General features: G+C 71.9%; 23 protein-coding genes. 17 read left to right on the forward strand and 6 right to left on the reverse strand.

Annotated elements, in window-relative coordinates:
* Positions 1 to 2161, reverse strand: a 2161-nt coding sequence (locus tag ABZ953_RS37370) for a DEAD/DEAH box helicase (protein WP_361733627.1), incomplete at its 3' end; no start/stop codon positions are given.
* Positions 2162 to 2626: 465 nt separating this feature from the next.
* Here ABZ953_RS37370 and ABZ953_RS37375 point away from each other — a divergent pair.
* The gene (locus ABZ953_RS37375) at positions 2627 to 3364 is read left to right on the forward strand and encodes a ferritin-like fold-containing protein (protein ID WP_361733629.1); all 738 of its coding nucleotides are present in this window, start codon (positions 2627 to 2629) and stop codon (positions 3362 to 3364) included.
* 73 nt (positions 3365 to 3437) lie between these two features.
* On the opposite strand, the gene ABZ953_RS37380 is transcribed toward ABZ953_RS37375, so the two are convergent.
* From ABZ953_RS37380 to ABZ953_RS37395, 4 genes are all read right to left on the reverse strand, one after another.
* Positions 3438 to 3707: a hypothetical protein gene (locus tag ABZ953_RS37380; protein ID WP_361733634.1), complete on the reverse strand. Its 270-nt coding sequence runs from the start codon at positions 3705 to 3707 to the stop codon at positions 3438 to 3440.
* Between the two features lie 213 nt (positions 3708 to 3920).
* Positions 3921 to 4148: a DUF3107 domain-containing protein gene (locus tag ABZ953_RS37385; protein WP_358590202.1), complete on the reverse strand. Its 228-nt coding sequence runs from the start codon at positions 4146 to 4148 to the stop codon at positions 3921 to 3923.
* 153 nt (positions 4149 to 4301) lie between these two features.
* Positions 4302 to 4943 carry a TetR/AcrR family transcriptional regulator gene (locus ABZ953_RS37390; RefSeq protein WP_361733636.1) on the reverse strand — a complete coding sequence of 214 codons (642 nt, stop codon included), beginning with the start codon at positions 4941 to 4943 and terminating at the stop codon, positions 4302 to 4304.
* A gap of 191 nt (positions 4944 to 5134) precedes the next feature.
* Positions 5135 to 5347 carry a hypothetical protein gene (locus ABZ953_RS37395; RefSeq protein ID WP_361733638.1) on the reverse strand — a complete coding sequence of 71 codons (213 nt, stop codon included), beginning with the start codon at positions 5345 to 5347 and terminating at the stop codon, positions 5135 to 5137.
* Positions 5348 to 5548: 201 nt separating this feature from the next.
* Here ABZ953_RS37395 and ABZ953_RS37400 point away from each other — a divergent pair, with 201 nt between their 5' ends.
* The 12 genes from ABZ953_RS37400 (at position 5549) to moeZ (ending at position 20237) form a co-directional block, all read left to right on the forward strand.
* Positions 5549 to 6547 carry an alpha/beta hydrolase gene (locus ABZ953_RS37400; protein ID WP_361733640.1) on the forward strand — a complete coding sequence of 333 codons (999 nt, stop codon included), beginning with the start codon at positions 5549 to 5551 and terminating at the stop codon, positions 6545 to 6547.
* Positions 6548 to 6633: 86 nt separating this feature from the next.
* The gene (locus ABZ953_RS37405; RefSeq protein WP_361733666.1) at positions 6634 to 7902 is read left to right on the forward strand and encodes a DUF3152 domain-containing protein; all 1269 of its coding nucleotides are present in this window, start codon (positions 6634 to 6636) and stop codon (positions 7900 to 7902) included.
* Positions 7903 to 7981: 79 nt separating this feature from the next.
* Entirely contained in the window at positions 7982 to 8074 is a 93-nt protein-coding gene (locus tag ABZ953_RS37410; protein ID WP_317987152.1) for an Ms4533A family Cys-rich leader peptide, read from the forward strand.
* A gap of 227 nt (positions 8075 to 8301) precedes the next feature.
* Complete coding sequence (locus tag ABZ953_RS37415; protein WP_361733642.1) at positions 8302 to 10029, forward strand: ABC transporter substrate-binding protein; 1728 nt, start codon at positions 8302 to 8304, stop codon at positions 10027 to 10029.
* Entirely contained in the window at positions 10026 to 10961 is a 936-nt protein-coding gene (locus ABZ953_RS37420; RefSeq protein ID WP_361733644.1) for an ABC transporter permease, read from the forward strand. Before ABZ953_RS37415 ends, ABZ953_RS37420 begins: the two co-directional genes overlap by 4 nt.
* Positions 10958 to 11947: an ABC transporter permease gene (locus tag ABZ953_RS37425; RefSeq protein WP_361733646.1), complete on the forward strand. Its 990-nt coding sequence runs from the start codon at positions 10958 to 10960 to the stop codon at positions 11945 to 11947. The genes ABZ953_RS37420 and ABZ953_RS37425 overlap by 4 nt, the downstream gene beginning before the upstream one ends.
* Complete coding sequence (locus tag ABZ953_RS37430) at positions 11944 to 13593, forward strand: ABC transporter ATP-binding protein (protein ID WP_361733648.1); 1650 nt, start codon at positions 11944 to 11946, stop codon at positions 13591 to 13593. The genes ABZ953_RS37425 and ABZ953_RS37430 overlap by 4 nt, the downstream gene beginning before the upstream one ends.
* Positions 13594 to 13794: 201 nt before the next feature.
* The gene (locus tag ABZ953_RS37435) at positions 13795 to 15582 is read left to right on the forward strand and encodes a DUF3492 domain-containing protein (RefSeq protein WP_361733650.1); all 1788 of its coding nucleotides are present in this window, start codon (positions 13795 to 13797) and stop codon (positions 15580 to 15582) included.
* Between the two features lie 35 nt (positions 15583 to 15617).
* Positions 15618 to 17108: a hypothetical protein gene (locus ABZ953_RS37440; RefSeq protein ID WP_361733652.1), complete on the forward strand. Its 1491-nt coding sequence runs from the start codon at positions 15618 to 15620 to the stop codon at positions 17106 to 17108.
* A gap of 149 nt (positions 17109 to 17257) precedes the next feature.
* Positions 17258 to 18214 (forward strand): NAD-dependent epimerase/dehydratase family protein, encoded by a 957-nt coding sequence (locus tag ABZ953_RS37445; RefSeq protein WP_361733654.1) that lies wholly within the window; start codon positions 17258 to 17260, stop codon positions 18212 to 18214.
* Positions 18202 to 18996: a spherulation-specific family 4 protein gene (locus tag ABZ953_RS37450; protein WP_361733656.1), complete on the forward strand. Its 795-nt coding sequence runs from the start codon at positions 18202 to 18204 to the stop codon at positions 18994 to 18996. Before ABZ953_RS37445 ends, ABZ953_RS37450 begins: the two co-directional genes overlap by 13 nt.
* A 62-nt stretch (positions 18997 to 19058) precedes the next feature.
* Complete coding sequence (gene moeZ / locus ABZ953_RS37455) at positions 19059 to 20237, forward strand: adenylyltransferase/sulfurtransferase MoeZ (protein WP_361733658.1); 1179 nt, start codon at positions 19059 to 19061, stop codon at positions 20235 to 20237.
* 126 nt (positions 20238 to 20363) lie between these two features.
* Here moeZ and ABZ953_RS37460 read toward each other — a convergent pair whose 3' ends face one another.
* Positions 20364 to 21311 carry a ScbA/BarX family gamma-butyrolactone biosynthesis protein gene (locus tag ABZ953_RS37460; RefSeq protein WP_361733660.1) on the reverse strand — a complete coding sequence of 316 codons (948 nt, stop codon included), beginning with the start codon at positions 21309 to 21311 and terminating at the stop codon, positions 20364 to 20366.
* Between the two features lie 121 nt (positions 21312 to 21432).
* On the opposite strand from ABZ953_RS37460, the gene ABZ953_RS37465 reads away from it, so the two are divergent.
* The 4 genes from ABZ953_RS37465 to ABZ953_RS37480 all read left to right on the forward strand — a co-directional run.
* Positions 21433 to 22062 carry a ScbR family autoregulator-binding transcription factor gene (locus tag ABZ953_RS37465; RefSeq protein WP_361733662.1) on the forward strand — a complete coding sequence of 210 codons (630 nt, stop codon included), beginning with the start codon at positions 21433 to 21435 and terminating at the stop codon, positions 22060 to 22062.
* Positions 22063 to 22182: 120 nt separating this feature from the next.
* Positions 22183 to 22881: an HAD family phosphatase gene (locus tag ABZ953_RS37470; RefSeq protein WP_361733663.1), complete on the forward strand. Its 699-nt coding sequence runs from the start codon at positions 22183 to 22185 to the stop codon at positions 22879 to 22881.
* Between the two features lie 158 nt (positions 22882 to 23039).
* Positions 23040 to 23795, forward strand: coding sequence for a glucose 1-dehydrogenase (locus ABZ953_RS37475; protein ID WP_361733668.1), 756 nt, complete (start codon positions 23040 to 23042; stop codon positions 23793 to 23795).
* Between the two features lie 199 nt (positions 23796 to 23994).
* The coding region (locus ABZ953_RS37480) for a fructose-bisphosphatase class II (protein ID WP_361733670.1) at positions 23995 to 24143 on the forward strand (149 nt) is incomplete at its 3' end.

Genomic DNA, 24143 nt, shown 5'->3' on the forward strand with positions numbered 1-24143 from the left:
CGGCCTCTGCCTCCGCGTCGGGCGCGGTGACCTCGGGGGTCGCGGCGTCGGCGACGGTCTCGGCGGCCTTGCGGGTGCGGCGGCGCGGCTTGGTGACCGGAGCCTCCGCCTCGGCCTCCGGGGCGGCTGCCTCGGTGACCTTGGCCGCGGTCTTGCGGGTGCGGCGCTTGGGCTTCTCGGCCTCTGCCTCCGCGTCGGGCGCGGTGACCTCGGGGGTCGCGGCGTCGGCGACGGTCTCGGCGGCCTTGCGGGTGCGGCGGCGCGGCTTGGTGGCCGGTGCCTCTGCCTCGGCCTCCGGGGCGGCTGCCTCGGTGACCTTGGCCGCGGTCTTGCGGGTGCGGCGCTTGGGCTTCTCGGCCTCTGCGTCGGCCTCGGGCGCGGTGACCTCGGGGATCGCGGCGTCGGCGACCGTCTCGGCAACCTTGCGAGTGCGGCGGCGCGGCTTGGTGACCGGAGCCTCCACCTCGGCCACCGGAGCGGCCTCCGGCACGGTGACCTCCGGAGCGGCGGCCTCGGCCACCGTCTCGGCGGTCTTGCGGGTGCGGCGGCGCGGCTTGGACACCGGAGCCTCCGCCTCGACGACGGGCGCGGCGACCGGCGCGGGCGCCTCCGCCTCGACGGTCGTGCCCTCGGCCGTGGCCAGGGCCTCGGACCCGGCACCGGCACGCGTACGCCGACGGCGGCGCGGGGTGCGCGGCTCGGTCGCCTCGACGGCGGCCGGGGCGACCGGGGCGGCCTCGGCCACCGGAGCGGCGGTCTCGGTCAGCACGGCGGCCGGAGCGACTGTCGTGGCGGCGTCGAGCGGGCTGCCGGCGCGGGTGCGGCGACGGCGACGCGGCGTACGGGCCGGACGCTCGCGCTCGGCGGGCGCGGAGGCCGCACGATCGCGGTCACGGTCACGGTCGCGGTCTCGGTCACGATCGCGGTCCTGGCCACGACCGCCGGAGCGGCCACCGCGGCCGCGCCCACCGGTCTCGCCGAGGTCCTCGACCTCTTCCGCGCCCAGACCCGCACGGGTCCGCTCGGCACGCGGCAGGACACCCTTCGTGCCCGCCGGGATGTTCAGCTCCTCGTACAGGTGCGGGGAGCTGGAGTACGTCTCGACCGGGTCGTTGAAGCCCAGGTCGAGCGCCTTGTTGATCAGCTGCCAGCGCGGGATGTCGTCCCAGTCGACCAGCGTGATCGCGATGCCCTTGGCGCCCGCGCGGCCGGTGCGGCCGATGCGGTGCAGGTAGGTCTTCTCGTCCTCGGGGGACTGGTAGTTGATGACGTGCGTCACGCCGCCGACGTCGATGCCGCGCGCGGCGACGTCGGTGCAGACGAGCACGTCGACCTTGCCGTTGCGGAACGCGCGCAGCGCCTGCTCGCGCGCGCCCTGGCCGAGGTCGCCGTGGACCGCGCCGGAGGCAAAGCCGCGCTTTTCGAGCTGCTCGGCGATGTCGGCGGCGGTGCGCTTCGTCCGGCAGAAGATCATCGCCAGTCCGCGGCCCTCGGCCTGCAGGATGCGCGAGACCATCTCGGGCTTGTCCATGTTGTGCGCGCGGAACACGTGCTGCTTGGTGTTCGCGACGGTCTGGCCCTCGTCGTCCGGCGCGGTGGCGCGGATGTGCGTGGGCTGCGACATGTAGCGGCGGGCGAGGCCGATGACGGCGCCCGGCATGGTCGCCGAGAACAGCATCGTCTGGCGCTTCGCCGGAAGCATGTTGATGATCTTCTCGACGTCGGGCAGGAAGCCCAGGTCGAGCATCTCGTCGGCCTCGTCGAGGACCAGGCACTTGACGTGCTTGAGGTCGAGCTTGCGCTGGCCCGCGAGGTCGAGGAGACGGCCCGGGGTGCCGACGACGATGTCGATGCCCTTCTTGAGGGCCTCGACCTGCGGTTCGTAGGCACGGCCGCCGTATATGGCGAGGACGCGGACGTTACGCGCCTTGCCGGCGGTCAGGAGGTCGTTCGTCACCTGCTGGCAGAGCTCGCGGGTGGGCACGACGATGAGGGCCTGCGGCGCCTCGGTCAGCTGCTCGGGCTCGGCGCGGCCCGCCTCGACGTCGGCGGGGACGACCACGCGCTCCAGGAGCGGAAGGCCGAAGCCGAGCGTCTTGCCGGTGCCGGTCTTGGCCTGGCCGATGACGTCCGAGCCCGAAAGGGCGACGGGGAGCGTCATCTCCTGGATGGGGAAGGGGTTGATGATGCCGACGGCTTCAAGGGCTTCGGCTGTCTCGGAAAGGATCCCGAGCTCTCGGAAAGTCGTAGTCAGGGCAATGCCTTGTCTGTGAGACGCGGTGCGAGGCGAACGCTGGGGGTCGTGACCGTGCCGGTAACCGCCGGCCGCTTGGGGGGCGGGCCGGGGGCGCGGGACCACTGCCTGCGCTCGAGCGCTCGTACCGCTGAGGTTCCCTCCTCGTGCGGTGCACAGCCTGTGCGCACTGCCCGGAGGGCTGTCGGGTCGGAGCCGATCGGGCCACCGACCGGGCATCCTCATTCATACGGCCCGTCAAATATTCGGCGGGCGCATTACCACTGTACCGCTAAATCTCGCATGTGTGTCCGGCGAATTCGTCACATGGCCGTGGTCACAGTCACTGACCAGGGCCTTACGCCCTCCGCCGAGCGGGCTATTGTGCGCTTCATGGAGACGCCTGACACCTCTGCCGAATCCGCCCCCGAACCCACTGGAGTCGCTGCCCAGGACTGGGCGACAGCTTCCGCCGAGCCCGACTACCGCGCCGCGGTGGTGGACCTGCTCGGCGCACTCGCCTACGGGGAGCTCGCGGCGTTCGAGCGCCTCGCGGAGGACGCGAAGCTCGCGCCGACGCTCGGTGACAAGGCGGAGCTCGCGAAGATGGCGTCGGCCGAGTTCCACCACTTCGAGCAGCTCAGGGACCGCCTTTCGGCGATCGGCGTGGAGCCGACGCAGGCCATGGAGCCGTTCGTCGCCGCGCTCGACGGCTTCCACCGCCAGACCGCGCCGTCCGACTGGCTCGAAGGCCTGGTCAAGGCGTACGTCGGTGACTCGATCGCCAGTGACTTCTACCGCGAGGTCGCCGCGCGCCTCGACGGCGACACCCGCGCCCTGGTGCTCGGCGTGCTCGACGACACCGGGCACGCGAGCTTCGCCGTGGAGAAGGTGCGCGCCGCGATCGAGGCGGAACCGCGCGTGGGCGGGCGGCTCGCGCTGTGGGCGCGACGGCTGATGGGGGAGGCCCTCTCGCAGTCGCAGCGGGTCGTCGCCGACCGGGACGCGCTGTCGACCATGCTGGTCGGGGGCGTGGCCGACGGCTTCGACCTCGCCGAGGTCGGCCGGATGTTCTCCCGGATCACCGAGGCGCACACCAAGCGGATGGCCGCGCTGGGCCTGGCGGCCTGACCCTCCGGCGGGGGCGCCCCGCGCCCCTCGCGGGGCGCGCCGCCCGACGGGGCCCGCGGGCTGCTTCCGTGCCTCAGGCCGTCGCCGAGTGGCGCATTCTGCCGCCGGTCGGGCGGATGAGCAGCGACAACAGGGCCGCCGATACGGCGACCGCTCCCACGAGCGTGGCGGGGGCGTGGCCGGAGCCGAGCGCCATGTGTGTGATGAAGGCGCCGATGAGTGCGCCGACGGGGCCCGTGGACAGGACCAGGCTGCGCGCGGGCAGTCGGTGCCCGAGGCGCTGCGCGGTGGCCCAGGCCAGGGCGAGGCCGAGCAGTGTGGAGCCGAGTGCTTCCAGAATCACGGTGGTGCCCTCCCTTGCGGCCAGGTGCAAATCGGTCGTAGCCGGTCTACCCCGGGCGGCTGGAATGCAACCCTCCATGATCGGGTGGCGCCGGTTTCCTCCGTACGACGCACAGCACGCGTACACCGCACGGGACGTGACTCGCACAACGCACGGGAACGGCCCGGTGGTTGAGAACCACCGGGCCGTTCCGCAGCAGGATGCCTGAGCGTCCTACAGGGCGCTGAATCCCACCTTGCGCGCCGTCGGCTCACCGAGCTCGACGTACGCGAGGCGGTCGGCCGGAACCAGGACCTTGCGGCCGTGGTCGTCCACGAGGCTCAGCAGCGGCGACTTGCCGGTCAGCGCCTCGGAGACCGCGGTCTCGACTTCCTCGGCGCTCTGGCCGCTCTCCAGCACGATCTCGCGGGGCGCGTACTGCACGCCGATCTTGACCTCCACGGCTTTGTCCCTCCGACGGTCAGTCTGTGCGCGGCCGTCCGCGCCGTACCCAGCACACATTAGCCCGGTGAGGGGACGGGGACGGCCGCGGCCATGCACGCCGGTAGCGAACACGGGACGGGAACAAAACCGCGAGGGCTCAGAGCCTGTGTCTCAGTGGCCTTCCGTGCCGTGCAGCGGGAAACCCGCGATGCCGCGCCAGGCGAGCGAGGTGAGCAGCTCGACGGCCTTGTCGCGCGGCACCGTGCTGCGGCTGGCCAGCCAGTACCTGGCGACCACCTGCGAGTACCCGCCGAGGCCCACGGCGAGGAGCATCGCCTCGTCCCTGGGCAGGCCGGTGTCCTCGGCGATCACCTCGCAGATCGCCTCGGCGCACTGCAGGGTGACGCGGTCCACGCGCTCGCGCACCGCGGCCTCGTTCGTCAGGTCCGACTCGAAGACGAGCCGGAAGGCGCCGCCCTCGTTCTCCACGTACGCGAAGTAGGCGTCCATCGTCGCGGCGACGCGGAGCTTGTTGTCCGTGGTGGACGCAAGGGCCGCGCGCACGGACTGCAGCAGTGACTCGCAGTGCTGGTCGAGCAGGGCCAGGTAGAGGTCGAGCTTGCCCGGGAAGTGCTGGTAGAGCACGGGCTTGCTGACGCCGGCGCGCTCGGCGATGTCGTCCATCGCCGCCGCGTGGTAACCCTGTGCGACGAATACCTCCTGAGCTGCCCCCAGAAGCTGGTTGCGTCGGGCACGGCGCGGCAGCCGTGTACCCCGCGGGCGTGCTGCCTCTGTCTGCTCGATGGCTGTCACGCCGCCTCCCAAATCGTCCGATGTGCGGTGAGCGCCGCGCCGCCATCGTACTTTTCGGTAACTGTGATGTGCGCGGTGCGAGCGCAGAATTTCACGGACTGGACGACCGCATAAGGGCTACGCACCGGTGCGTAGCAGGGCAAACACGGTCAGGCCCGGGTCCGCGATCCGCCGCCGTCACCTGAGTTCTTCTAGCGGTAGTCGTCCTCGTCGAGGCTGACGACGCGGGCCTGTTCGGCCAGATCGGCCTCGCTGGCGGCGGCCGGGTCGGCCTCCTCCAGGGAGTCGTCCCCGCTGGGGGCGAGGTCGGTGTGCTGCTCGGCCGTGTCCGCCTCCGGGGCCTCGACGTCGGCCTCGGGCTCTGCCGTCTCGAAGGTGTCCGGGTCGGTCGGGTCGACACTCATGTATGGCTCTCTTCCCTTGCGGTCCTTGGTGGCCCTGGTGGTGCGAGTGCCCCTGCGCCCTCTTTCCATGACTGTTCTCGTCGGCTTTCGTCAGCTCTTTCGAGCGTAGAAGAGACCTGGACGGGGCGCTACGCGATCTGTGTGCGTTCTGTGACAGCGAACACGTGAACTACCGCGTGATCGTCTCGTAACATTGCCCGCATGCCTTCGACCGACTTGCCGAGCCCACTCGCCGCCGCCGCACCCAAGCCGGGTGTCGTGGCGGTCGCGGAGGGGGAGCGGCTCGACTCGGTCGGCCTGCCCGGACTCTCACTGACCGTGCGCTCCCGGCCCTCGGTCCGTCCCGGACTGCCGCTCGCGCTGTACGTGCACGGGCTCGGCGGCTCCTCGCAGAACTGGTCGGCCCTGATGCCGCGCCTTGCGGACGTCGTCGACTGCGAGGCGCTCGACCTGCCGGGGTTCGGGGACTCCCCGCCGCCCGACGACGGGGACTACTCCATCACCGGGCACGCCCGCGCGGTCATCCGTTATCTCGACGCGCGCGGCCGCGGCCCCGTCCACCTCGTGGGGAACTCGCTGGGCGGCGCCATCACCACGCGCGTCGCCGCGGTCCGCCCCGACCTCGTCCGCACGCTGACGCTGATCTCGCCCGCCCTGCCGGAGCTGCGGGTGCAGCGCACGGCGTTGCCGACCGGGCTGCTCGCGGTGCCCGGCGTCGCCGCGCTCTTCACCCGGCTCACCAAGGAGTGGACGGCGGAGCAGCGGGTGCGCGGTGTCATGGGGCTCTGTTACGGCGACCCGGGCAGGGTCACGCCGGAAGGGTTCGGCGCGGCGGTGCGGGAGATGGAGCGCAGGCTCCAGCTCCCTTATTTCTGGGACGCGATGGCCCGCTCGGCGCGCGGCGTCGTGAACGCGTACACGCTGGGCGGCCAGCACGGACTGTGGCGGCAGGCCGAGCGGGTGCTCGCGCCGACCCTGCTGGTCTACGGAGGCCGCGATCTGCTCGTCTCGTTCCGCATGGCCCGCAGGGCGGCTGCCGCCTTCCGTGACTCGCGGCTGCTCACGCTGCCCGACGCGGGGCACGTGGCGATGATGGAGTACCCCGAGAGCGTGGCCACGGCGTTCCGTGAACTCCTGGTCGACACGGGCGAGTCGACCACGGCGGGCCGCGACGGTTCGCGCACGGGTTCGGGGAGCTGAGGCGGCGCGTGGGACGTCACAGCCGCCGGGGCCCGGCAGACACACCTGACAACACGAGCACCTCGAACATACCGAAGTCGCACGGCGTGGGCCCGCAGTCGGCCCCCGGTCCGGGACGACGGAGGCGCGCGCCGGGAGCGGACGGCACGCCCGCCCACGGCACGCCCGCCCACGGCACATCCACCCACGGGACGCCCTCCGATGGGGTTCCGCAGGTGCGGGGCGGGCATCCCGAGCAGCGTGAGCCCGGCGGCGGCTGGGGCGATGAAGCCGGTACCAGTACCGGTACCGGCCCCGGTACAGGCGCCGGTGGCGGACCCCGGGGCAAGAAGGACCGCGGTGTTCCCGGGCCCCGCCATGACTACATGGCCGCCTTCCCCGACGAGCTCCCCGAGGGCTTCGAGCCGGGCACGGAGGCCGCCGCCGCGCCGCCACCGCCCCGGGACCCGTACGCCTCCGTCACCGACTGGAACGACGTCGAGCCCCTCCTGGACGGTCGCAGGCCCGACGCCGATGGCCGCACCAGGAAGCGCGGCCGCGCCGTCGCGGGCATCGCGGCCGTCGCCGTGCTCGCCGTGGCCGGTGTCGTCGTCGCGGGTCAGTTCGTCGGCGGGTCGAAGGGCTCGGACACGGGTACCAAGGCGGCGCCCGGCGGCGCGCGCGACACCGATGACCCCGCATCGCGCTCGGACCGCAGGCCGACGCCGAACGACGTGCGGAACGCGGCGCCCGACACGTACGACCAGAAGATGGGCAAGGAGTTCCCGCTGGACCCGAAGCTCAAGGCGTCCGGTGACTTCGAGGCGATGCCCGGGTGGGACAAGGCGCCCGGCAAGGGGCAGAAGTTCCGCTACCGCGTCGACGTGGAGAAGGGGCTCGGTCTCGACGGAGAGCTCTTCGCGCAGGCCGTCCAGAAGACCCTGAACGACGACCGGAGCTGGGCCCACGCGGGAGCTCGCACCTTCGAGCGGATCTCGTCGGGGCGGCCCGATTTCGTCATTACGCTGGCGAGCCCGGGGACGACCGCGACGTGGTGCGCGAAATCCGGTCTGGACACCAGCCAGGACAACGTGTCGTGCGATTCCGCCGCGACGGACCGCGTGATGATCAATGCCTATCGGTGGGCACAGGGCGCCAAGACCTACGGCGACGCCGTCAAGAAGGAATTCGGCAACGCCATCCACCCGTACCGCCAGATGCTCATCAATCACGAGGTCGGCCACCGGCTCGGCCACAATCACACGGACTGCACGAAGGACGGGCAGCTCGCCCCCGTCATGCAGCAGCAGACGAAATTCCTGGAGCACGACGGCATCAAGTGCAAGGCCAACCCCTGGGTGTTTCCGAAGAGTTGAGACGCAGCCGCCGCCGTGACCGGGGGCGGTTTTGTCATCGGTTTTGACATCGGTCGGAAATTCGTTCATATTTCTCCGCATGTCGAACAGCCACGCCCCGTCGAGCGCCGCCATTGAGCTGGCGCTGTTCGGCGTGACCGCGCTCTGCGTGGCCGACATTCACTGTTGCTGACGCCCGCCCCGGCGAGTGCGTCGCTCCTTCCCAGCTGTACCGGTCCCGGCCGACCTGTAGTCGTTCTGCTAGTCGTTCCGCACTGCTCCTAGCCGGGCTCAGCTGCTTTCCGCTGCCTTTGTGCCGCGTTTCCGCGCCTTCTCCGGGGCGAGTCCTGTTCGGTCTCCGCTCGATTCCCGTTGATCCGCTGCGCCTTTTCGCAGCGACCCTTGAGAGGTCTCCTTCCGATGCGTCAATCGCCCGTCATAGCCCGCCGCGTGGCAGCGGCATCCGTCAGCCTGGTCCTGGCCTCGGGCGTCGTCGCCTGCGCGGGTCCGAAGGGCGACGGCGCCGGATCCGGCGGCGGCAAGCCGGCCGAGGGCGGCACGCTCACCGTCCTCAACCGCGACCCGCAGACCGACTTCGACCCCGCGCGGCTCTACACCTCCGGCGGCGGAAACGTGCCGAGCCTCGTCTTCCGCACGCTGACCACCCGCAACCGTGAGGACGGCGCCAAGGGTGCCGAGGTCGTGCCGGACCTCGCCACGGATCTGGGCAAGCCGAGCAAGAACGCCACGGTGTGGACGTACACGCTGAAGAAGGGGGTCAAGTACGAGGACGGCTCGCCGATCACCTCGAAGGACGTGAAGTACGGCATCGAGAGGTCCTTCGCGGGCGAACTCAGCGGTGGCGCGCCCTACTTGAGGGACTGGCTGGTCGGCGGCGCCACGTACCAGGGCCCGTACAAGGACAAGAGCGGCAAGGGGCTCGCGTCCATCGAGACGCCCGACGAGCGGACCATCGTCTTCCATCTGAACAAGCCCGAGGGGGAGTTCCCCTACCTCGCGACGCAGACGCAGTTCACGCCCGTCCCCAAGAGCAAGGACAAGGGCACGAAGTACGAGGAGCACCCGGTCTCCTCCGGGCCCTACAAGGTCGTCAGGAACGAGAACGACGGCGAGCGGATCCGCCTGGAGCGCAACCCGCACTGGTCCGCGAAGACCGACCCGGAGCGCGAGGCCTACCCGGACGTCATCGACGTACGGTCCGGGCTCGACTCGTCCGTCATCAACCAGCGGCTCTCCGCGAGCCAGGGCGCCGACGCCGCCGCCGTCACCACCGACACCAACCTCGGCCCCGCCGAGCTCGCCAAGGTCACCGGTGACAAGGACCTGGCCTCGCACGTCGGCACCGGACACTTCGGCTACACCAACTACCTCGCCTTCAACCCGAAGGTGAAGCCCTTCGACGACCCCAAGGTGCGCCAGGCCGTCGCGTACGCCGTGGACCGCTCCTCGGTCGTCAACGCCGCGGGCGGCTCCTCGCTCGCCGAGCCCGCCACCACGTACCTGCCGAACCAGAAGTCCTTCGGATACACGAAGTACGACCACTTCCCGGCGGGCCCGAACGGCAACCCGCAGAAGGCGAAGGAGCTTCTGAAGGAGGCCGGTCACAAGGACGGGCTCACCATCACGCTCACGCACTCCAACGCCAAGGACTTCGAGACCAGCCCCGAGATCGCGACCGCGGTCCAGGACGCGCTCAAGAAGGCCGGGATCACCGTCAAGCTGCGGGGACTCGAGGACAACGACTACCGGGACAAGACCCACAGCGCCAAGGACGAGCCGGGCCTCTTCCTCGCCCACTGGGGCGCCGACTGGCCCTCCGGCGGCCCCTTCCTCGCCCCGATCTTCGACGGCCGGCAGATCGTGAAGGACGGCGCCAACTTCAACTCCGGGTTCCTTGACGACAAGTCCGTCAACGACGAGATCGACGAGATCAACAAGCTGACCGACCTGAAGGCCGCCGCCGTGCGGTGGGGCGCCCTCGACAAGAAGATCGGCGAGCAGGCGCTGACCGTGCCGCTCTTCCACCCGGTCTACAAGCGCCTGTACGGCAAGAACGTCAAGAACGTCGTCATCAGCGACTGGACCGGTGTCCTCGACATCTCCCAGGTCGCGGTGGAGTCGTCGTGACCGTCCGCTCCGTCTTCTGGGGGCGGCTGCGCACACAGCGCGCCGCCCTCGTGGCGGCGGGCGTCGTCGCCCTGCTCGTCGTCGTGGCGCTCGCCGCGCCGCTGCTCACCGCCCTGGAGGGGCAGGACCCCACCACGTACCACCCGGATCTCGTCGACTCGGCGCGCGGCGGTGTCCCGGTCGGCTCGTTCGGCGGGATCAGCGGCGAGCACTGGCTCGGCGTCGAGCCGCAGACCGGGCGGGACCTCTTCGCGCGCCTGGTGTACGGGGCGCGGGTCTCGCTCGGCGTCGCGCTCGCCGCGACCGCCGTGCAGCTGTTCGTCGGGATCGCCGTCGGCGTCGCCGCCGGTCTCGGCAACCGCTGGATGGACCAGGTGCTCAGCAGGGCCACCGACGTGATCGTGGCGCTGCCGCTGGTGGTCTTCGCGCTCGCGCTCATGGCGATCGTGCCGGACGGCTTCCCGCGGCCCGTGCTCGTCGCCCTCGTCATCGGCCTCGTCGCCTGGGGCGGCGTCGCCAGGATCGTGCGCGCGCAGACCGTCACGCTCAAGGAGCTCGACCACGTGGCCGCCGCACGGCTCAGCGGCTGGCGCGGCCCGCAGATCGCCCGGCGCGAGCTGCTGCCCGCGCTCGCCGCGCCCGTCATCACGTACGCCGCGCTGCTCGTCCCCACGAACATCACCGTCGAAGCCGCGCTGTCCTTCCTCGGCGTGGGCGTCAAGCCGCCCACCCCGTCCTGGGGACAGATGCTCACGGCCGCGAACGTCTGGTACCAGGCCGCTCCGCAGTACCTGCTGCTCCCGGCGGGCGCGCTGTTCGTGACCGTCCTCGCCCTCACCGTCCTCGGCGACGGCGTGCGCACCGCCCTCGACCCGCGGGCCGCCTCGCGGCTGCGGATCGGGACGGGACGGAAGCGGGAGGTCAGCGCGTGACGGGCTTCCTCGCGCGGCGCCTGGCGGGCGCCGTGGTCACCCTCTTCGTCATCTCCGTGATCATCTACGCGGTGTTCTACGCCGCGCCGGGCGATGTCGCCCAGATCACCTGCGGCCCGCGCTGCTCACCCGCCCAAGTGCAGCAGGTGGCCGAGCAGTTGCGGCTCGACGACCCGCTGTACGTCCGCTACTGGGACTTCCTCCAGGGCCTCTTCGTAGGCCAGGACTACTCCACCGGCACGGGCACCGAGCACTGCGGCGCGCCCTGCCTCGGCATCTCCTACCAGAGCGACCAGCAGGTCACCGCGCTGATCCTGGCGAAGCTGCCGGTCACCGGGTCGCTCGCGCTCGGCGCCATGGTGCTGTGGCTGCTCCTCGGCGTCGGCACCGGCGTGCTCTCGGTCTGGCGGCGCGGCCGGGTGAGCGAGCGCGTGCTGACCGCCGTCACGCTCGCGGGCACCGCCACACCCGTCTTCGTCATCGGGCTGCTGCTGATGATCGTCGTCTGCGGCCAGCTGCGGTGGCTGCCCTTCCCGCAGTACGTCCCCTTCGCGGACGACCCGACGCAGTGGGCGTGGAACCTGCTCCTGCCGTGGCTGTCGCTCGCGCTGATCGAGGCCGCCAAGTACGCGCGCCTGACCCGCTCCTCGATGCTGGAGACGCTCGCCGACGACCATGTGCGCACCTTTCGCGCGTACGGCGTGGGGGAGCGCTCGATCATCGGGAAGCACGCGCTGCGGGGCGCCGTCGCCCCCGTCATCACGCTGACCGCCATCGACTTCGGATCGATGTTCGGGGGCGCCGTGCTCACCGAGACGCTGTTCGGGCTGCCCGGCATCGGCCGCGAACTCGTGCACGCGGTCAAGGTCGTCGACCTGCCGGTGGTCGTCGGAATGGTCATGGTCACCGGCTTCTTCGTGGTGCTCGCCAATGCCGTCGCGGACGTCCTGTACGCGGTGGCCGACCGACGGGTGGTGCTGTCGTGAGTCTTGTCCGCGTCGATGATCTGAGCGTGGTGTTCGGGTCCGGGGAGCAGTCCGGTGGCAGCGTCCGGGCCGTCGACGGGGTGTCGTTCACCCTGGCGGCGGGCGGCGCGCTCGCCCTGGTCGGTGAGTCGGGCTCGGGGAAGTCCACCGTGGCCTCCGCGCTGCTCGGCCTGCACCGGGGCACGGGCGCGCGCGTCGGCGGTTCGGTGCTGGTCGACGGCGTCGACGTACAGCAGGCGTCCGACGCCGAACTGCGGCGGCTGCGCGGCGGAAAGGCCGCGATGGTCTTCCAGGACCCGCTCTCCTCCCTCGACCCCTACTACGCGGTGGGCGACCAGATCGCCGAGGTGTACCGCGTGCACACGGGGGCGTCCCGACGGGCGGCACGCGCGCGTGCCGTGGAGGTGCTCGACCGGGTCGGCATCCCCGACGCCGCGCGCCGCTCGCGCGCACGCCCCCACGAGTTCAGCGGAGGCATGCGCCAACGCACGCTCATCGCCATGGCGTTGGCCTGCGAACCCGCGCTCCTCGTCGCCGACGAGCCGACCACCGCGCTCGACGTCACCGTCCAGGCCCAGATCCTCGACCTGCTGCACACGCTGCGGGCCGAGACCGGCATGGGACTGCTCCTCGTCACCCACGACGTGGGGGTGGCGGCGGAGAGCGTCGACGAGGTCCTGGTCATGCGGGACGGGCGCGCGGTGGAGCGCGGTGCGGTACGCGAGGTCCTCGGGGCGCCTCGGGAGGCCTACACGCAGGAGCTCCTGAAGGCCGTCCCGCGGGTGGACTCGCCGCTGGCGCCCGCCGCCGGGGAGGCCGGTGAAGTCGAGGCGGGTGAAGTCGAGGCGGGTGAAGTCGTGCTCGAAGCCGTCGGGCTGCGCCGGGAGTTCGGGCGCGGCAAGCGTGCGGTCACCGCCGTCGACGGCGTCTCGCTCACCGTCCGCCGCGGGGAGACCCTCGGCATCGTGGGCGAGAGCGGCAGCGGCAAGACCACGCTCGGCCGCATGCTCGTGGGCCTCCTGGAGCCGACCGCCGGGCAGCTCCGCCACGGGGGTGCGGAGGTGCCCGGCGGCCGGGTGGTGCCCGGGGTGCAGATGGTGTTCCAGGACCCCGTCTCCTCGCTCAACCCGCGGCGCTCCGTGGGCGAGGCCGTCGCCGACCCGCTGCGCGCGCGGGGCGAGAGCGACTCCTTCGTACGGGGGCGGGTGCGCGAGCTCCTGGGGCGCGTGGGGCTCGAACCGGCGCACTACGACCGTTACCCGCACGAGTTCAGCGGCGGCCAGCGCCAGCGCGTCGGCATCGCGCGGGCGCTCGCGGCGGAGCCCCGGCTCATCGTGTGCGACGAGCCGGTCTCCGCCCTCGACGTGACGACCCAGGCCCAGGTGACCGCGCTGCTCGCCGAGTTGCAGCGGGAGCTCGGGCTCGCGCTGGTCTTCGTCGCGCACGATCTGGCCGTCGTGCGCCAGGTCAGCGACCGGGTCGCGGTGATGCGGCGGGGGCGGATCGTGGAGGAGGGGCCGGTGGCGGAGGTCTACGGGGCGCCCCGGGACCCGTACACGAAGCAGCTCCTCGCGGCCGTGCCCGCGCTCGACCCCGCGGCGGCGGCGCTACGGCGCGAGGTCCGCAAGGAGCTGGCCGCAGCCTGACTCTCCGTAGCGAAATCGGGCTTCCGGGCTGCTATAGCGCGACGGAACGCAACCGGCGCGGGAAAGTTACTGCCGTTCACCCCTTCTGGTGGCGCGATGGACAACCGTCCGTCGCGCCACCCGCATGACCGCATACGTTCGTCCCGCTGCGAGCCGCCGGTCCAACGGCGGCTCCCCAGAAGGGATATCGGGGGTGCGCTCGTGCGCGTCGGACTGCTTACGGAGGGTGGCTATCCGTATGTGAGCGGTGAGGCCAGGCTCTGGTGCGACCGACTCGTGCGCGGGCTCGGGCAGCACGAGTTCGACGTGTATGCCCTTAGCCGCAGCGAGCGCCAGCGGGACCGGGGCTGGGTCGAACTGCCCTCGCAGGTCGAGCGGGTGCGCACGGCTCCGCTGTGGACCGTCGACGACGAGGCGCTCTGCGCGGCGGGTCCCCGCGGCGGACACGGGCGGCGGGCCCGGCGCCGGTTCGCGGAGTGCTTCGGGGAGCTGGCGGTCGCGGTGTGCCGCGGCGGTGGTGCTGTTGCGGATGGCGGGGCGCGGGACGCTTGCGACGAAGTGGCGGACCGTTTCAGCAGCGCCCTGTACGGGCTCGCCGAACTCGCCCGCGACGAGGGCGGCCTCGTCGCCGCCCTGCGTTCCGAATCCGCCGTCCGCGCCCTGGAGCGCGCCTGCCGCGCGCCCGGCGCACTGCGCGCCGCCCACGCCGCCCGCGTGTCCGACCTGCTCAGCGCCGCGGGCCTGATGGAGCGCGCGCTGCGACCGCTCTCCCTCGACTGGTACGGGCCCGACGGGCTCGGCGCCGTCGACCTGTGCCACGCCGCCTCCGGCGGGACCGCGGCGCTGCCGGGGCTCCTTGCCGGACACTTCGCCGGAGTCCCGCTGCTCGTGACCGAGTACGGCGTGCACCTGCGGGCGCACTACCTCGCCGCGGGCGACACGGACCTGAGCGCGCCGGCGCGGACGCTCCTCGCCTCCTTCCACGGCCTCCTCGCGGCCGAGGTGTACCGCAAGGCCACCCTCATCACTCCCGGCAACACCCACGCCCGGCGCTGGCAGGAGCGCTGCGGCGCCGACCGCGCCAAGCTGCGCACGGTCCACCCCGGCATGGAGGCGGCCCGCTTCTCACAGATCGGCGAAGGGGGCTACGACGACTTCGCCGCCGGGCCCGGCACCCTCCTGTGGGTCGGCCCCATCGAGCCCGCCAAGGATCTGATCTCGCTGCTCCACGCCTTCGCGGAGATCCGCGGGGCGGTGCCGGGCGCGCGCCTCAGGATCGTCGGGGCACCGGCCGAGGGGCCCGAGGCCCTGGAGTACCTCGCGCACTGCCGGGCCCTCGCCGCACAGCTCTTCCCCGACGAGGCGCCGGGGGCGCACGCCGTCGGCTGCAACCCCGTCTCCTTCGAGGAGATCGGCGGCCCCGACGTCCCCGAACTCACCGACGCGTACGCCTCCGGAGCCGTCGTCGTCCTGTCCAGCGTCGTCGAGGGCTTCCCGATCAGCCTGGTCGAGGCCATGTTCTGCGGACGCGCGACCGTCTCGACGGACGTGGGCGCGGTGGTGGAGGTCATCGGCGGTACGGGACTTGTCGTGCCGCCGCGCAATCCGAAGGCGCTCGCGGAGGCGTGCGTATCGCTCCTGCGCGACCCCGACCGGCGCGCGCGCCTGGGCGCCGCGGCGCGGGCGCGGGCCCTGGAGCTCTTCACCGTCGAGCAGAACGTCGCGGCATTTCGAAGCATTTACCTGGAGATCGTCTCGCACTGCCCGGTGCGCAGGGACGTGGTGGACGAGGCGGGCGAGCCCGTGCCGTTCGCGCACCCGGCGGAGGCGTACCTCCCCGGGCGGTGGGCGGTGGCGGTGGGACCCGCGGCCAACGGGGCGGGCGCGGGCGCCGAGGGCGGCGGGGTGCCGAGGTGGGCCGTCACGGAAGAGGCCCAAGTCCCTGAAGAGGCCGATGTTCGGGCGCAGTTGAAGGGGGCCACCGTATGAAGCGACATGAGCCGCATGAGGGAACCGTCCGGGCCATGGACGCACCGCACGCTCCGGAGGGCGCGACCGGCTGGGACTCGCGGTCCGAGGAACTGCTCGCCGACCAGGCGCTGACGCCGGTGCCGACGCCGATGGAGTTGCCGGGCGCCGGAACCGTCGCCCCGGTCGGCGGAGCGTCCGTACCCGCCTTCGGCGAGAGCGCGATCGGGATCGGGGCCAGGAGCGCGATCGGGAGCGGGAGCGCGGGCGACGACGACGGCGACAGCGGCTGGGACGCCCGCGGCAAGGGCAGAGGCACCGGAACCGGCACCGGAACTGGCACGGGCACGGGCATGGGCACCGGAGTACTGGCGCCAAGCCCGCCCGCCGCCCGCGCCACGCCCGCGCGGCACGGCCCCGCCGACCCCGTGAAGGCCCTCATGCACCGCCACCGCGGGCTGTGCGAACGCGCCGTCGACCCGCTGGAGATCGCGGCGGGCCTGGAGGCCCACGGCGTCACCGACAGAACGGCCGCACGCTTCCGGCACCGCGACGTCTTCGCCCTGGCCGAGGAGATGTACGCGCGCGTGCCGCGCGACGGCGGCGACACCTCACCCCGTACACGCGATGGCGCGCGGGCCACCGGCAGCGGCGCACGCGCGGATGCCCCCGAAGTGCCCACCGGCTGGGCCCTGTTCGCGCTGCTGCCCGGCGCGGCGGGCGCGGCGGCCGTGACGGGGCTCGCCCTCAGCGAGGGGGACACGCGCCTCGTGGCCGTGCCCCTCGGCGCGCTCGCCGTCGGCGTGGCCCTGCGCATCGCCCTGCGGCACGGACCGTTGCGCGCGGCGACCCACCCGATGCCCGCCACGCGCGCGTGGGTGTGCTGGCTCCTCGCGTACGCCCTGCTCGGCGACGGCCTGCTGCGGGGCGTCGTCGCGGGCGGGCCCGACGGACTCGGCGACCTGTGGGACCCGGCGGTCGCCGCACTCCTGGGCCTCGCCCTCGCCGTCGCGCCCGCGACCTGGTGCGCCCGCCTCTTCGCCGTACGGTCCGGGGTCCGGCTGGCCGCCAGCCGCGGGCTCGACGAGTTCGCGTCCTCCGTGCGGCCCCTGCTGCTCGGGGTGCTCGCGCTGTTCCTGACGGCGCTCGGGGCGCTGCTCGCGGCGACGGACGCCGTAATCGGGGGCCTGGCCGGGCAGTTGGGCGCCCACCCCGGCGGCGGCCCGCCCGCCCTCCTCGGCGCCGCCGCCCTCGGCACGCTGCTCCTGCTCGCCCGGCTCCTCGGCGTCTACGGCTTCACCCGCGCCCCCGTCCTGCTGCTCGGCGCCGCGGGCGCCTGCGAAGCGACCGCCCTGGCCCTGGCGTTCCTTGGCGGGCTGCCCGGCTGCGCCGCACTGGCCGCCCCCGTCAAGGCCACCGTCGACGCCTGGGGTCCGGGCGCGGTACCGGCCGCCGCGTGCGGCGCCGCCGCCCTCGTCCTCCTGGTCCACGCGGCCAGGACCCTCACCCTCGCCTCGGCCCACGCGGCATCCCGTGCCGCGCCGTAACCGCCGACCGCAGTCCGGCACGACCACCCTCCCGCGGGGCCGACACCGCGGGCCTCACCCCGTGCACCACGGCAACACCCCGAAGGAGAAAGACAGATGATCACCCGCAGCCGTCTCCGCCATCGAGCGGCCACCCCGGGAGGCGCCCGATGAGGGTGCTGCTGATCGGAGCCAACGGATACCTCGGCCGGTTCGTCGCCGACCGGCTGCTCGCCGACCCGGCCGTGCAGCTCACCGCACTGGGCCGCGGCGACGACTCGGACGTACGGTTCGACCTCGCCAGCGGAAGCCCCGGCGCGCTCACCCGCTTCCTGGACGCCGTGCACCCGGGCGTCGTCATCAACTGCGCCGGTGCCACCCGCGGCGGCGCCCGCGACCTGACCCGCCACAACACCGTCGCCGTCGCCACCATCTGCGAGGCCCTGCGCCGCAGCGGCTGTGGGGCACGCCTCGTGCAGCTGGGCTGCGGCGCGGAGTACGGGCCGAGCCAGCCGGGCTCCTCGACCGCCGAGGACGCGGTGCCGCGCCCCGGCGGGCCCTACGGCGTCAGCAAGCTGGCGGCCACCGAACTGGTCCTTGGCTCCGGGCTCGACGCCGTCGTCCTGCGGGTGTTCTCGCCCGCCGGGCCCGGTACGCCGGCCGGGTCGCCGCTCGGCCGCCTCGCGGAGGCCATGCGGCGCGCGATGCAGGCCGGGGACGGCGAGCTCAAGCTCGGCGGGCTCGGGGTGCAGCGGGACTTCGTCGACGTACGCGATGTGGCGCGCGCGGTGCACGCCGCCTCGCTCTCCGCCGCGCAGGGCGTCGTGAACATCGGCGCGGGCCGTGCCGTACGACTGCGTGACGCGGCCGCCGTCCTGGCCCGCGTCGCGGGGTACGGCGGGGCGCTGCACGAGCTGGACCAGGTGCCCGCGCGGCAGCTCATCGGCCACCAGCGAGCCGAGTCCGAGCACGGCACCCCGGCCGCCGCGTACCCCTACCCGGACGGCTGCGGGAGCTGGCAGCAGGCCGACGTCCGTACCGCGCGCGACCGGCTCGGCTGGCGGCCGCGCATCAATCTCGAAGAGTCGCTCGCCGATATCTGGATGGAGGCCGCATGCCGCATCTGACCAGGTCCACGAGGGGCGCCGCGAGCACCGAGGTGCGCGTCGGCTTCGGCATCCCGGGCTTCGCCCACCCGCTCGTCGCGTCCGTCGAATGGGCCGAACTCACCCGCCCAGGTACCCCTTTGAAGTGGGTTGTCCTCAATGTCGCGAACGGGCCGGGCGAGCGGCCCGACCCGCACTGCCTGGAAGCGGCGGGCCGACTGCGGAACGCGGGCATCCGGGTGCTCGGCCACCTCGACGCGACGTACGGCGCCCGCTCGTTCGGGGAGCTGGTCTCCGACGCCCACCGCTACCTCGACTGGTACCAGGTCGACGGCTTCTCCCTGGACCGCTGCCCGACCGAACGGGCCGCGCTGCCGGAGGTGCGCCGGACGGTGACAACCCTGCGCGCGCTGATCGACGACGCGCACATCGTGCTCGGCCACGGCAGCCACCCGTACCCCGGATATGCCGAGATGGGCGACCAGTTGGTGACCTTCGCCGGGCCGTGGAGCGACTACCGCTGGTCGCAGGTGGCCGAGTGGACCGCCGACTACCCGCCGGAGCGCTTCTGTCACTTCGTGCACGGCATGCCGCTGGGGCACCTGGACGAGGCGCTGCGCATCGCCCGCTGGCAGGGCGCCTCCACGATCTACTTCACCGACCGCGTGGAATCCAACCGTGTGCCATCCGACCGCGTGGCATCCGACCGCGTGGCAGGGGGTGCCACCCGCGACCTCTGGGAGTCCCTGCCCGGTTACTGGGACGAAATCGTCTCGCGCATCGGAACAGGTGTCTCGGAATGAAGAAGGGCGTGGCAGTGTTACGCGGAGAACAACCTTCCGAAATTCCGACCAACGGAGTCCCCGTGTCGCTGCCACCCCTGGTCGAGCCCGCCGCCGAGCTCACCGTCGACGAGGTCCGCAGGTACTCCCGCCACCTGATCATCCCCGACGTCGGGATGGACGGGCAGAAGCGGCTGAAGAACGCCAAGGTGCTGTGTGTCGGCGCAGGCGGCCTCGGGTCGCCGGCCCTGATGTACCTGGCCGCGGCGGGTGTCGGCACGCTCGGCATCGTCGAGTTCGACGAGGTCGACGAGTCCAACCTGCAGCGTCAGATCATCCACAGCCAGTCGGACATCGGCCGCTCCAAGGCGGAGTCCGCGAAGGACTCGGTCCTCGGCATCAACCCGTACGTGAACGTGATCCTCCACGAAGAGCGGCTCGAGGCCGACAACGTGATGGACATCTTCGGCCAGTACGACCTGATCGTCGACGGCACGGACAACTTCGCGACCCGTTACCTGGTCAACGACGCGTGCGTGCTGCTCAACAAGCCGTACGTATGGGGTTCCATCTACCGCTTCGACGGCCAGGCCTCCGTCTTCTGGAGCGAGCACGGTCCGTGCTACCGCTGCCTCTACCCGGAGCCCCCGCCCCCCGGCATGGTGCCCTCCTGTGCCGAGGGCGGCGTGCTCGGCGTGCTCTGCGCGTCGATCGGCTCCATCCAGGTCACCGAGGCGATCAAGGTCCTGGCCGGCGTGGGCGACCCGCTGGTCGGCCGCCTGATGATCTACGACGCCCTGGAGATGCAGTACCGCCAGGTCAAGGTCCGCAAGGACCCCGACTGCGCGGTCTGCGGCCCGAACGCCACCGTCACCGAGCTCATCGACTACGAGGCCTTCTGCGGCGTCGTGTCCGAGGAGGCCCAGGAGGCGGCGGCCGGTTCGACGATCACTCCCAGGCAGCTCAAGGAGTGGATCGACGCGGACGAGAAGATCGAGATCATCGACGTACGCGAGCAGAACGAGTACGAGATCGTCTCGATCCCCGGCGCCAAGCTGATCCCCAAGAACGAGTTCCTCATGGGCAACGCCCTCCAGGACCTCCCGCAGGACAAGAAGATCGTCTTGCATTGCAAGACGGGTGTCCGGTCCGCGGAAGTCCTGGCCGTACTGAAGTCCGCGGGCTTCGCGGACGCGGTGCACGTGGGCGGCGGCGTGATCGGCTGGGTCAACCAGATCGAGCCCGAGAGGCCGATTTACTAGAAGTGGCGACCCACTGAAAGTGCCGATCCACTAGAAGTGCCGATGTACTAGTAGTGCCGATGTACGAGAAGTAGCGTCTGAACGCTCGAAGGGGCCCGCACCGCGAAGGTGCGGGCCCCTTCTGCTCTACGCCCTTGCGGCCGCCAGCGTCACACGGCAGGAGAACGCCTCGTTGCCCTCCTGGTGAGCGGTGACCGACACGCAGTCGCTGCCCCCGGGGCGGGTGGCGGGCTCGACGCGCGTGGTGATCAGGCAGGGGGCGTCGAACTCGACGTAGCGGAAGAACGCCGACTCGAAGCGGACCGGGACGACGGCGTCCGCGCGGTGGCCCTGGACGGCGTGGGCCGCCTGCCGGGCGGCCTCCAGGAGCAGCATGCCCGGGGCGTGGTCGACGGGGTGGTCGAACAGGATCGGGTGCGCGTAGTCGACGCGCAGCCGCCACTGGTCCGGCACGGCGGTGGGGGAGAGCACGACGTCGTCGGCGTGCTCCCGGTTCACCAGAGCGGGCGGGACCACCGGGACCGCGCCGCTGAGCGGCAGCGGGGCGACATCGCTCGACACCGTGCACCGGTCGCCGCGCAGCCTGCGGTAGATCGACGGGGCGTGGCTGCTGAAGCGCGTGTGGGCGCTGCCGAGGTGCAGGCCGTCCCGCAGGATCTCGATGTCCATCGTGAGGGCCGCGAGACGGCCGCCGCGCCGGGTGATGTCGTCGCAGGTGATCCGGAGTTCGATGTCCATGGGACCGTCGGCCCACATCGCCCCCGGCGCGACCTCGTAGGTGAAGTGCTGCCAGATCAGCTGGTGGCCGAGCGGCACCTCGTAGAGGCCGTGCGAGATCAGCGGGATGCTCTGCCGCAGGGTCTCGGCGAGCAGCATCGGGTCGTGCCGCCCGGCGACGGGCGCGTAGAAGGAGTGGGTGCGGGGCCACCGGGCGGTGACCGTCACGCGGTCCTCACCCGCGGGCGCCCAGCCGGTGAGCAGTACTTCGGAGCGGTCGAGCTTGTGCGTGAACTCCTGCGGCACGGGCCGCAGTCGGGTGGTGCGTGTGGCCTGTGCATACGAAACGAGAGTCATAGGTCCCCCCCTGGGATTAGTGACGTCGATGCCCGAACGCTGAGCGCGGGCTCTGGTGCCCCAGAACCATGACGCGTAAAGTAACGTGCGTTCTTTTTGTTTGTCGAGAGAGGCCGTCCGAATGCCGGAACCGAAGCAGGTGCGGGCCCAGAAGACGCGCGAGGAAATCCTTCGCGCCGCGGCTGAGGTCTTCGACGAACGCGGGTACAGCGGCGCCAGCATGCGGGAGATCATGCACCGCGCCGGTGTGACGCTCGGCGCCGTCTACTTCCACTTCCCCAACAAGGAAGCGCTGGCCGTGGCCGTCATGCGGGCGCAGCCGGCAAGCATCGTGCCCGCCCTCAAGTCGCAGGGTCTGCAGCGCCTGGTGGACATCACGTTCGTCTGGGCGCACAAGCTGCAGACGGATCCGACGCTGCGCGCGGGCGTCCGGCTCACCAGCGAGCAGACCGGCTTCGGCCTCGACGACGCCACTCCGTACCGCGAGTGGGCCCAGATCATGGAGGAGTGCCTGGTCGACGGGCGCGCGGCAGGCGATGTCCGTGCGGACGTCGACGTGCGCATGCTGGCCGAGTTCATCGTGTCCGCGTGTACGGGCCTGCAGGCGTACTCCCTCCTGACGAGCGGCCGCGAGGACCTGCCCGAGCGGACCCGGGCGATGTGGCAGCTGCTCATGCCCGCCGTCGCCACCGGCAGCGCCGCCGACAGCATCGACGTGAGCGAGGCGCGGGAGGCCGCCGTCAACGCCTGACGGCGCACCGCGCGCCGCGCGCCGCCGCCCGCTCCCTCTGTGACCGTTCCATCTGGCCGACATATTCGGCATATTCGTCATATTCGACATGTCCGACCGAACAGCAGCCAAGGACGTTTCATGCACCAGCACTTCGACCGACTGCGTCTCGTGGCGCTCAACATCGACGGCGTTCTGCTCAACGACACGTTCAGCCCCGTCATCGGCAACTTCATCACCGGCCGCGGGGGCGTGTACGACGCCGCGACCGAGCGCCGCATCCTCTCCCAGCCGCGCCGCATCGCGGGCGGCGAGATGGCCCGCGCGGCCGGCCTCGACGTGACGGGTGAGGAGGCGCTGGAGATCTACTTCGCCGAGCGCGACCGCTACGTCGCCGACCACCCGGTGCGGCCGAACCCCGGCGCGGCCGAACTGATCCGGCGCGTACGGGACCTGGGGCTCCAGGTGGTCTGCTACGGCGGCCTGAGCAAGCCCCACTTCGACACCCATCTGGGCGCCTGGGCCCATCTCTTCGACGGCCCCGGCTATGTCTGCACCGACTCGTTCCGGCCCGGCATCAAGGAGATCGCCACGGAGGTCTTCGATCTCCGCCTCGACGAGGTGCTGTTCGTGGACGACGTGGCCCGGGTCGCCGAGGCGGCCAAGGGGCTCGACGTGCCGTTCATCGGCCATCCCTGCAGCTTCCAGCGCACGTTCATGGAAGAGCTGGGGGCGCGGCACATCGTCGACTCGCTGGACGCGATCGACGGGGACCTGCTGCGCACGCTCGACGCGGAGGCCGCGGCAGGCGCGATCTGGCGCGCCACGACGCCGAGTTGAGCCACGAGCACGATTCAGCGGTTCAGCGGTTCAGCGGTTCAGTAATTCAGCGATTCCGCGATGTGAATGACACCACCACGGGGGGCGGCACGATGACGAACAGCACGATGACGAACAGCACGGCGACGAACAGCACGGTGACCAGCGGTGAGCACGGCATGCTGGCCGGTAAGACGATCATGATCACGGGTGCCTCAAGCGGTATCGGCGCGGCGGCGGCACGGCTGTTCGCCGCCGAAGGAGCGGCCGTGGTCCTCACGGCGCGCCGGGAGCGGCACATAGAGAAGCTCGCCGAGGAGATAGCGGGGGGCGGCGGGAAGGCGCTCGCGGTCGCCGGGGACGTGACGGTTCCGGCGGACGTCAGGCGTGTGGTCGACGCGGCCGTGCGGACGTACGGCCGTCTCGACGCGGGCTTCAACAACGCGGGTTGGGCCACGGCGGGCACGCCGCTGCACGAGACCGACGACGCCGTCTTCGACCAGGTCATGGACGTGAATGTGCGCGGCGTCTGGAACTGCATGAAGGCCCAGATCAGCGCGATGCTCGCCGACGGCCGAGGGGGAGCCGTCGTCAACACCGCGAGCGCCGCGGGCGTGGTCGCGACCGGCGCCACGGCGTCGTACATCGCGGCGAAGCACGCGGTGATCGGCCTGACGAAGGCGGGCGGGGACGAGTACGGCAGGCGCGGGATCCGGGTGAACGCCCTGGTGGTGGGGAGCACCCGGACGGAGCTCATGGACCAGGTCCTGACGGAGACGCCCTCTCTGGAGGAGAGCTTCATCTCCCGCTCCATGCAGAAGCGGATGGCCGAGCCGGTCGAGGTGGCGCAGGCCGCGGCGTGGCTTCTCAGCGACCGGTCCTCGTTCGTCACGGGCGGGGCCGTGCCGGTCGACGGCGGGTGGACGGCGGCCTGACGCCCGTCCGGCGCTTGTACGCAAGTACCGAAGTACCGAAGTACCGAAGTGCCGAGCCGTCGCCGATACGTGTGCGTTGTGGGCGAGTTGCCAAAGGCGGCAGCGGTTCGGACGCAGGGGAGGGGTGGGGCGGCGCGGGGCCAGTAACGTCCGGTCCGAAGTCGCCCGCCCATGCCTTCGGAAGGTCTCACCGGTGTCCCTGCTCACTTCCCCCGTCTCGACGTCCTCCCCGCTGGCGGTAGCCGCGGAGGCTCCCGACCGCAACCTCGCCCTGGAGCTCGTCCGGGTCACCGAGGCCGCCGCCATGGCCGCGGGCCGCTGGGTCGGCCGCGGCGACAAGAACGGCGC

The sequence above is a fragment of the Streptomyces sp. NPDC046465 genome, assembly GCF_040646035.1.
Lineage (GTDB): Bacteria > Actinomycetota > Actinomycetes > Streptomycetales > Streptomycetaceae > Streptomyces.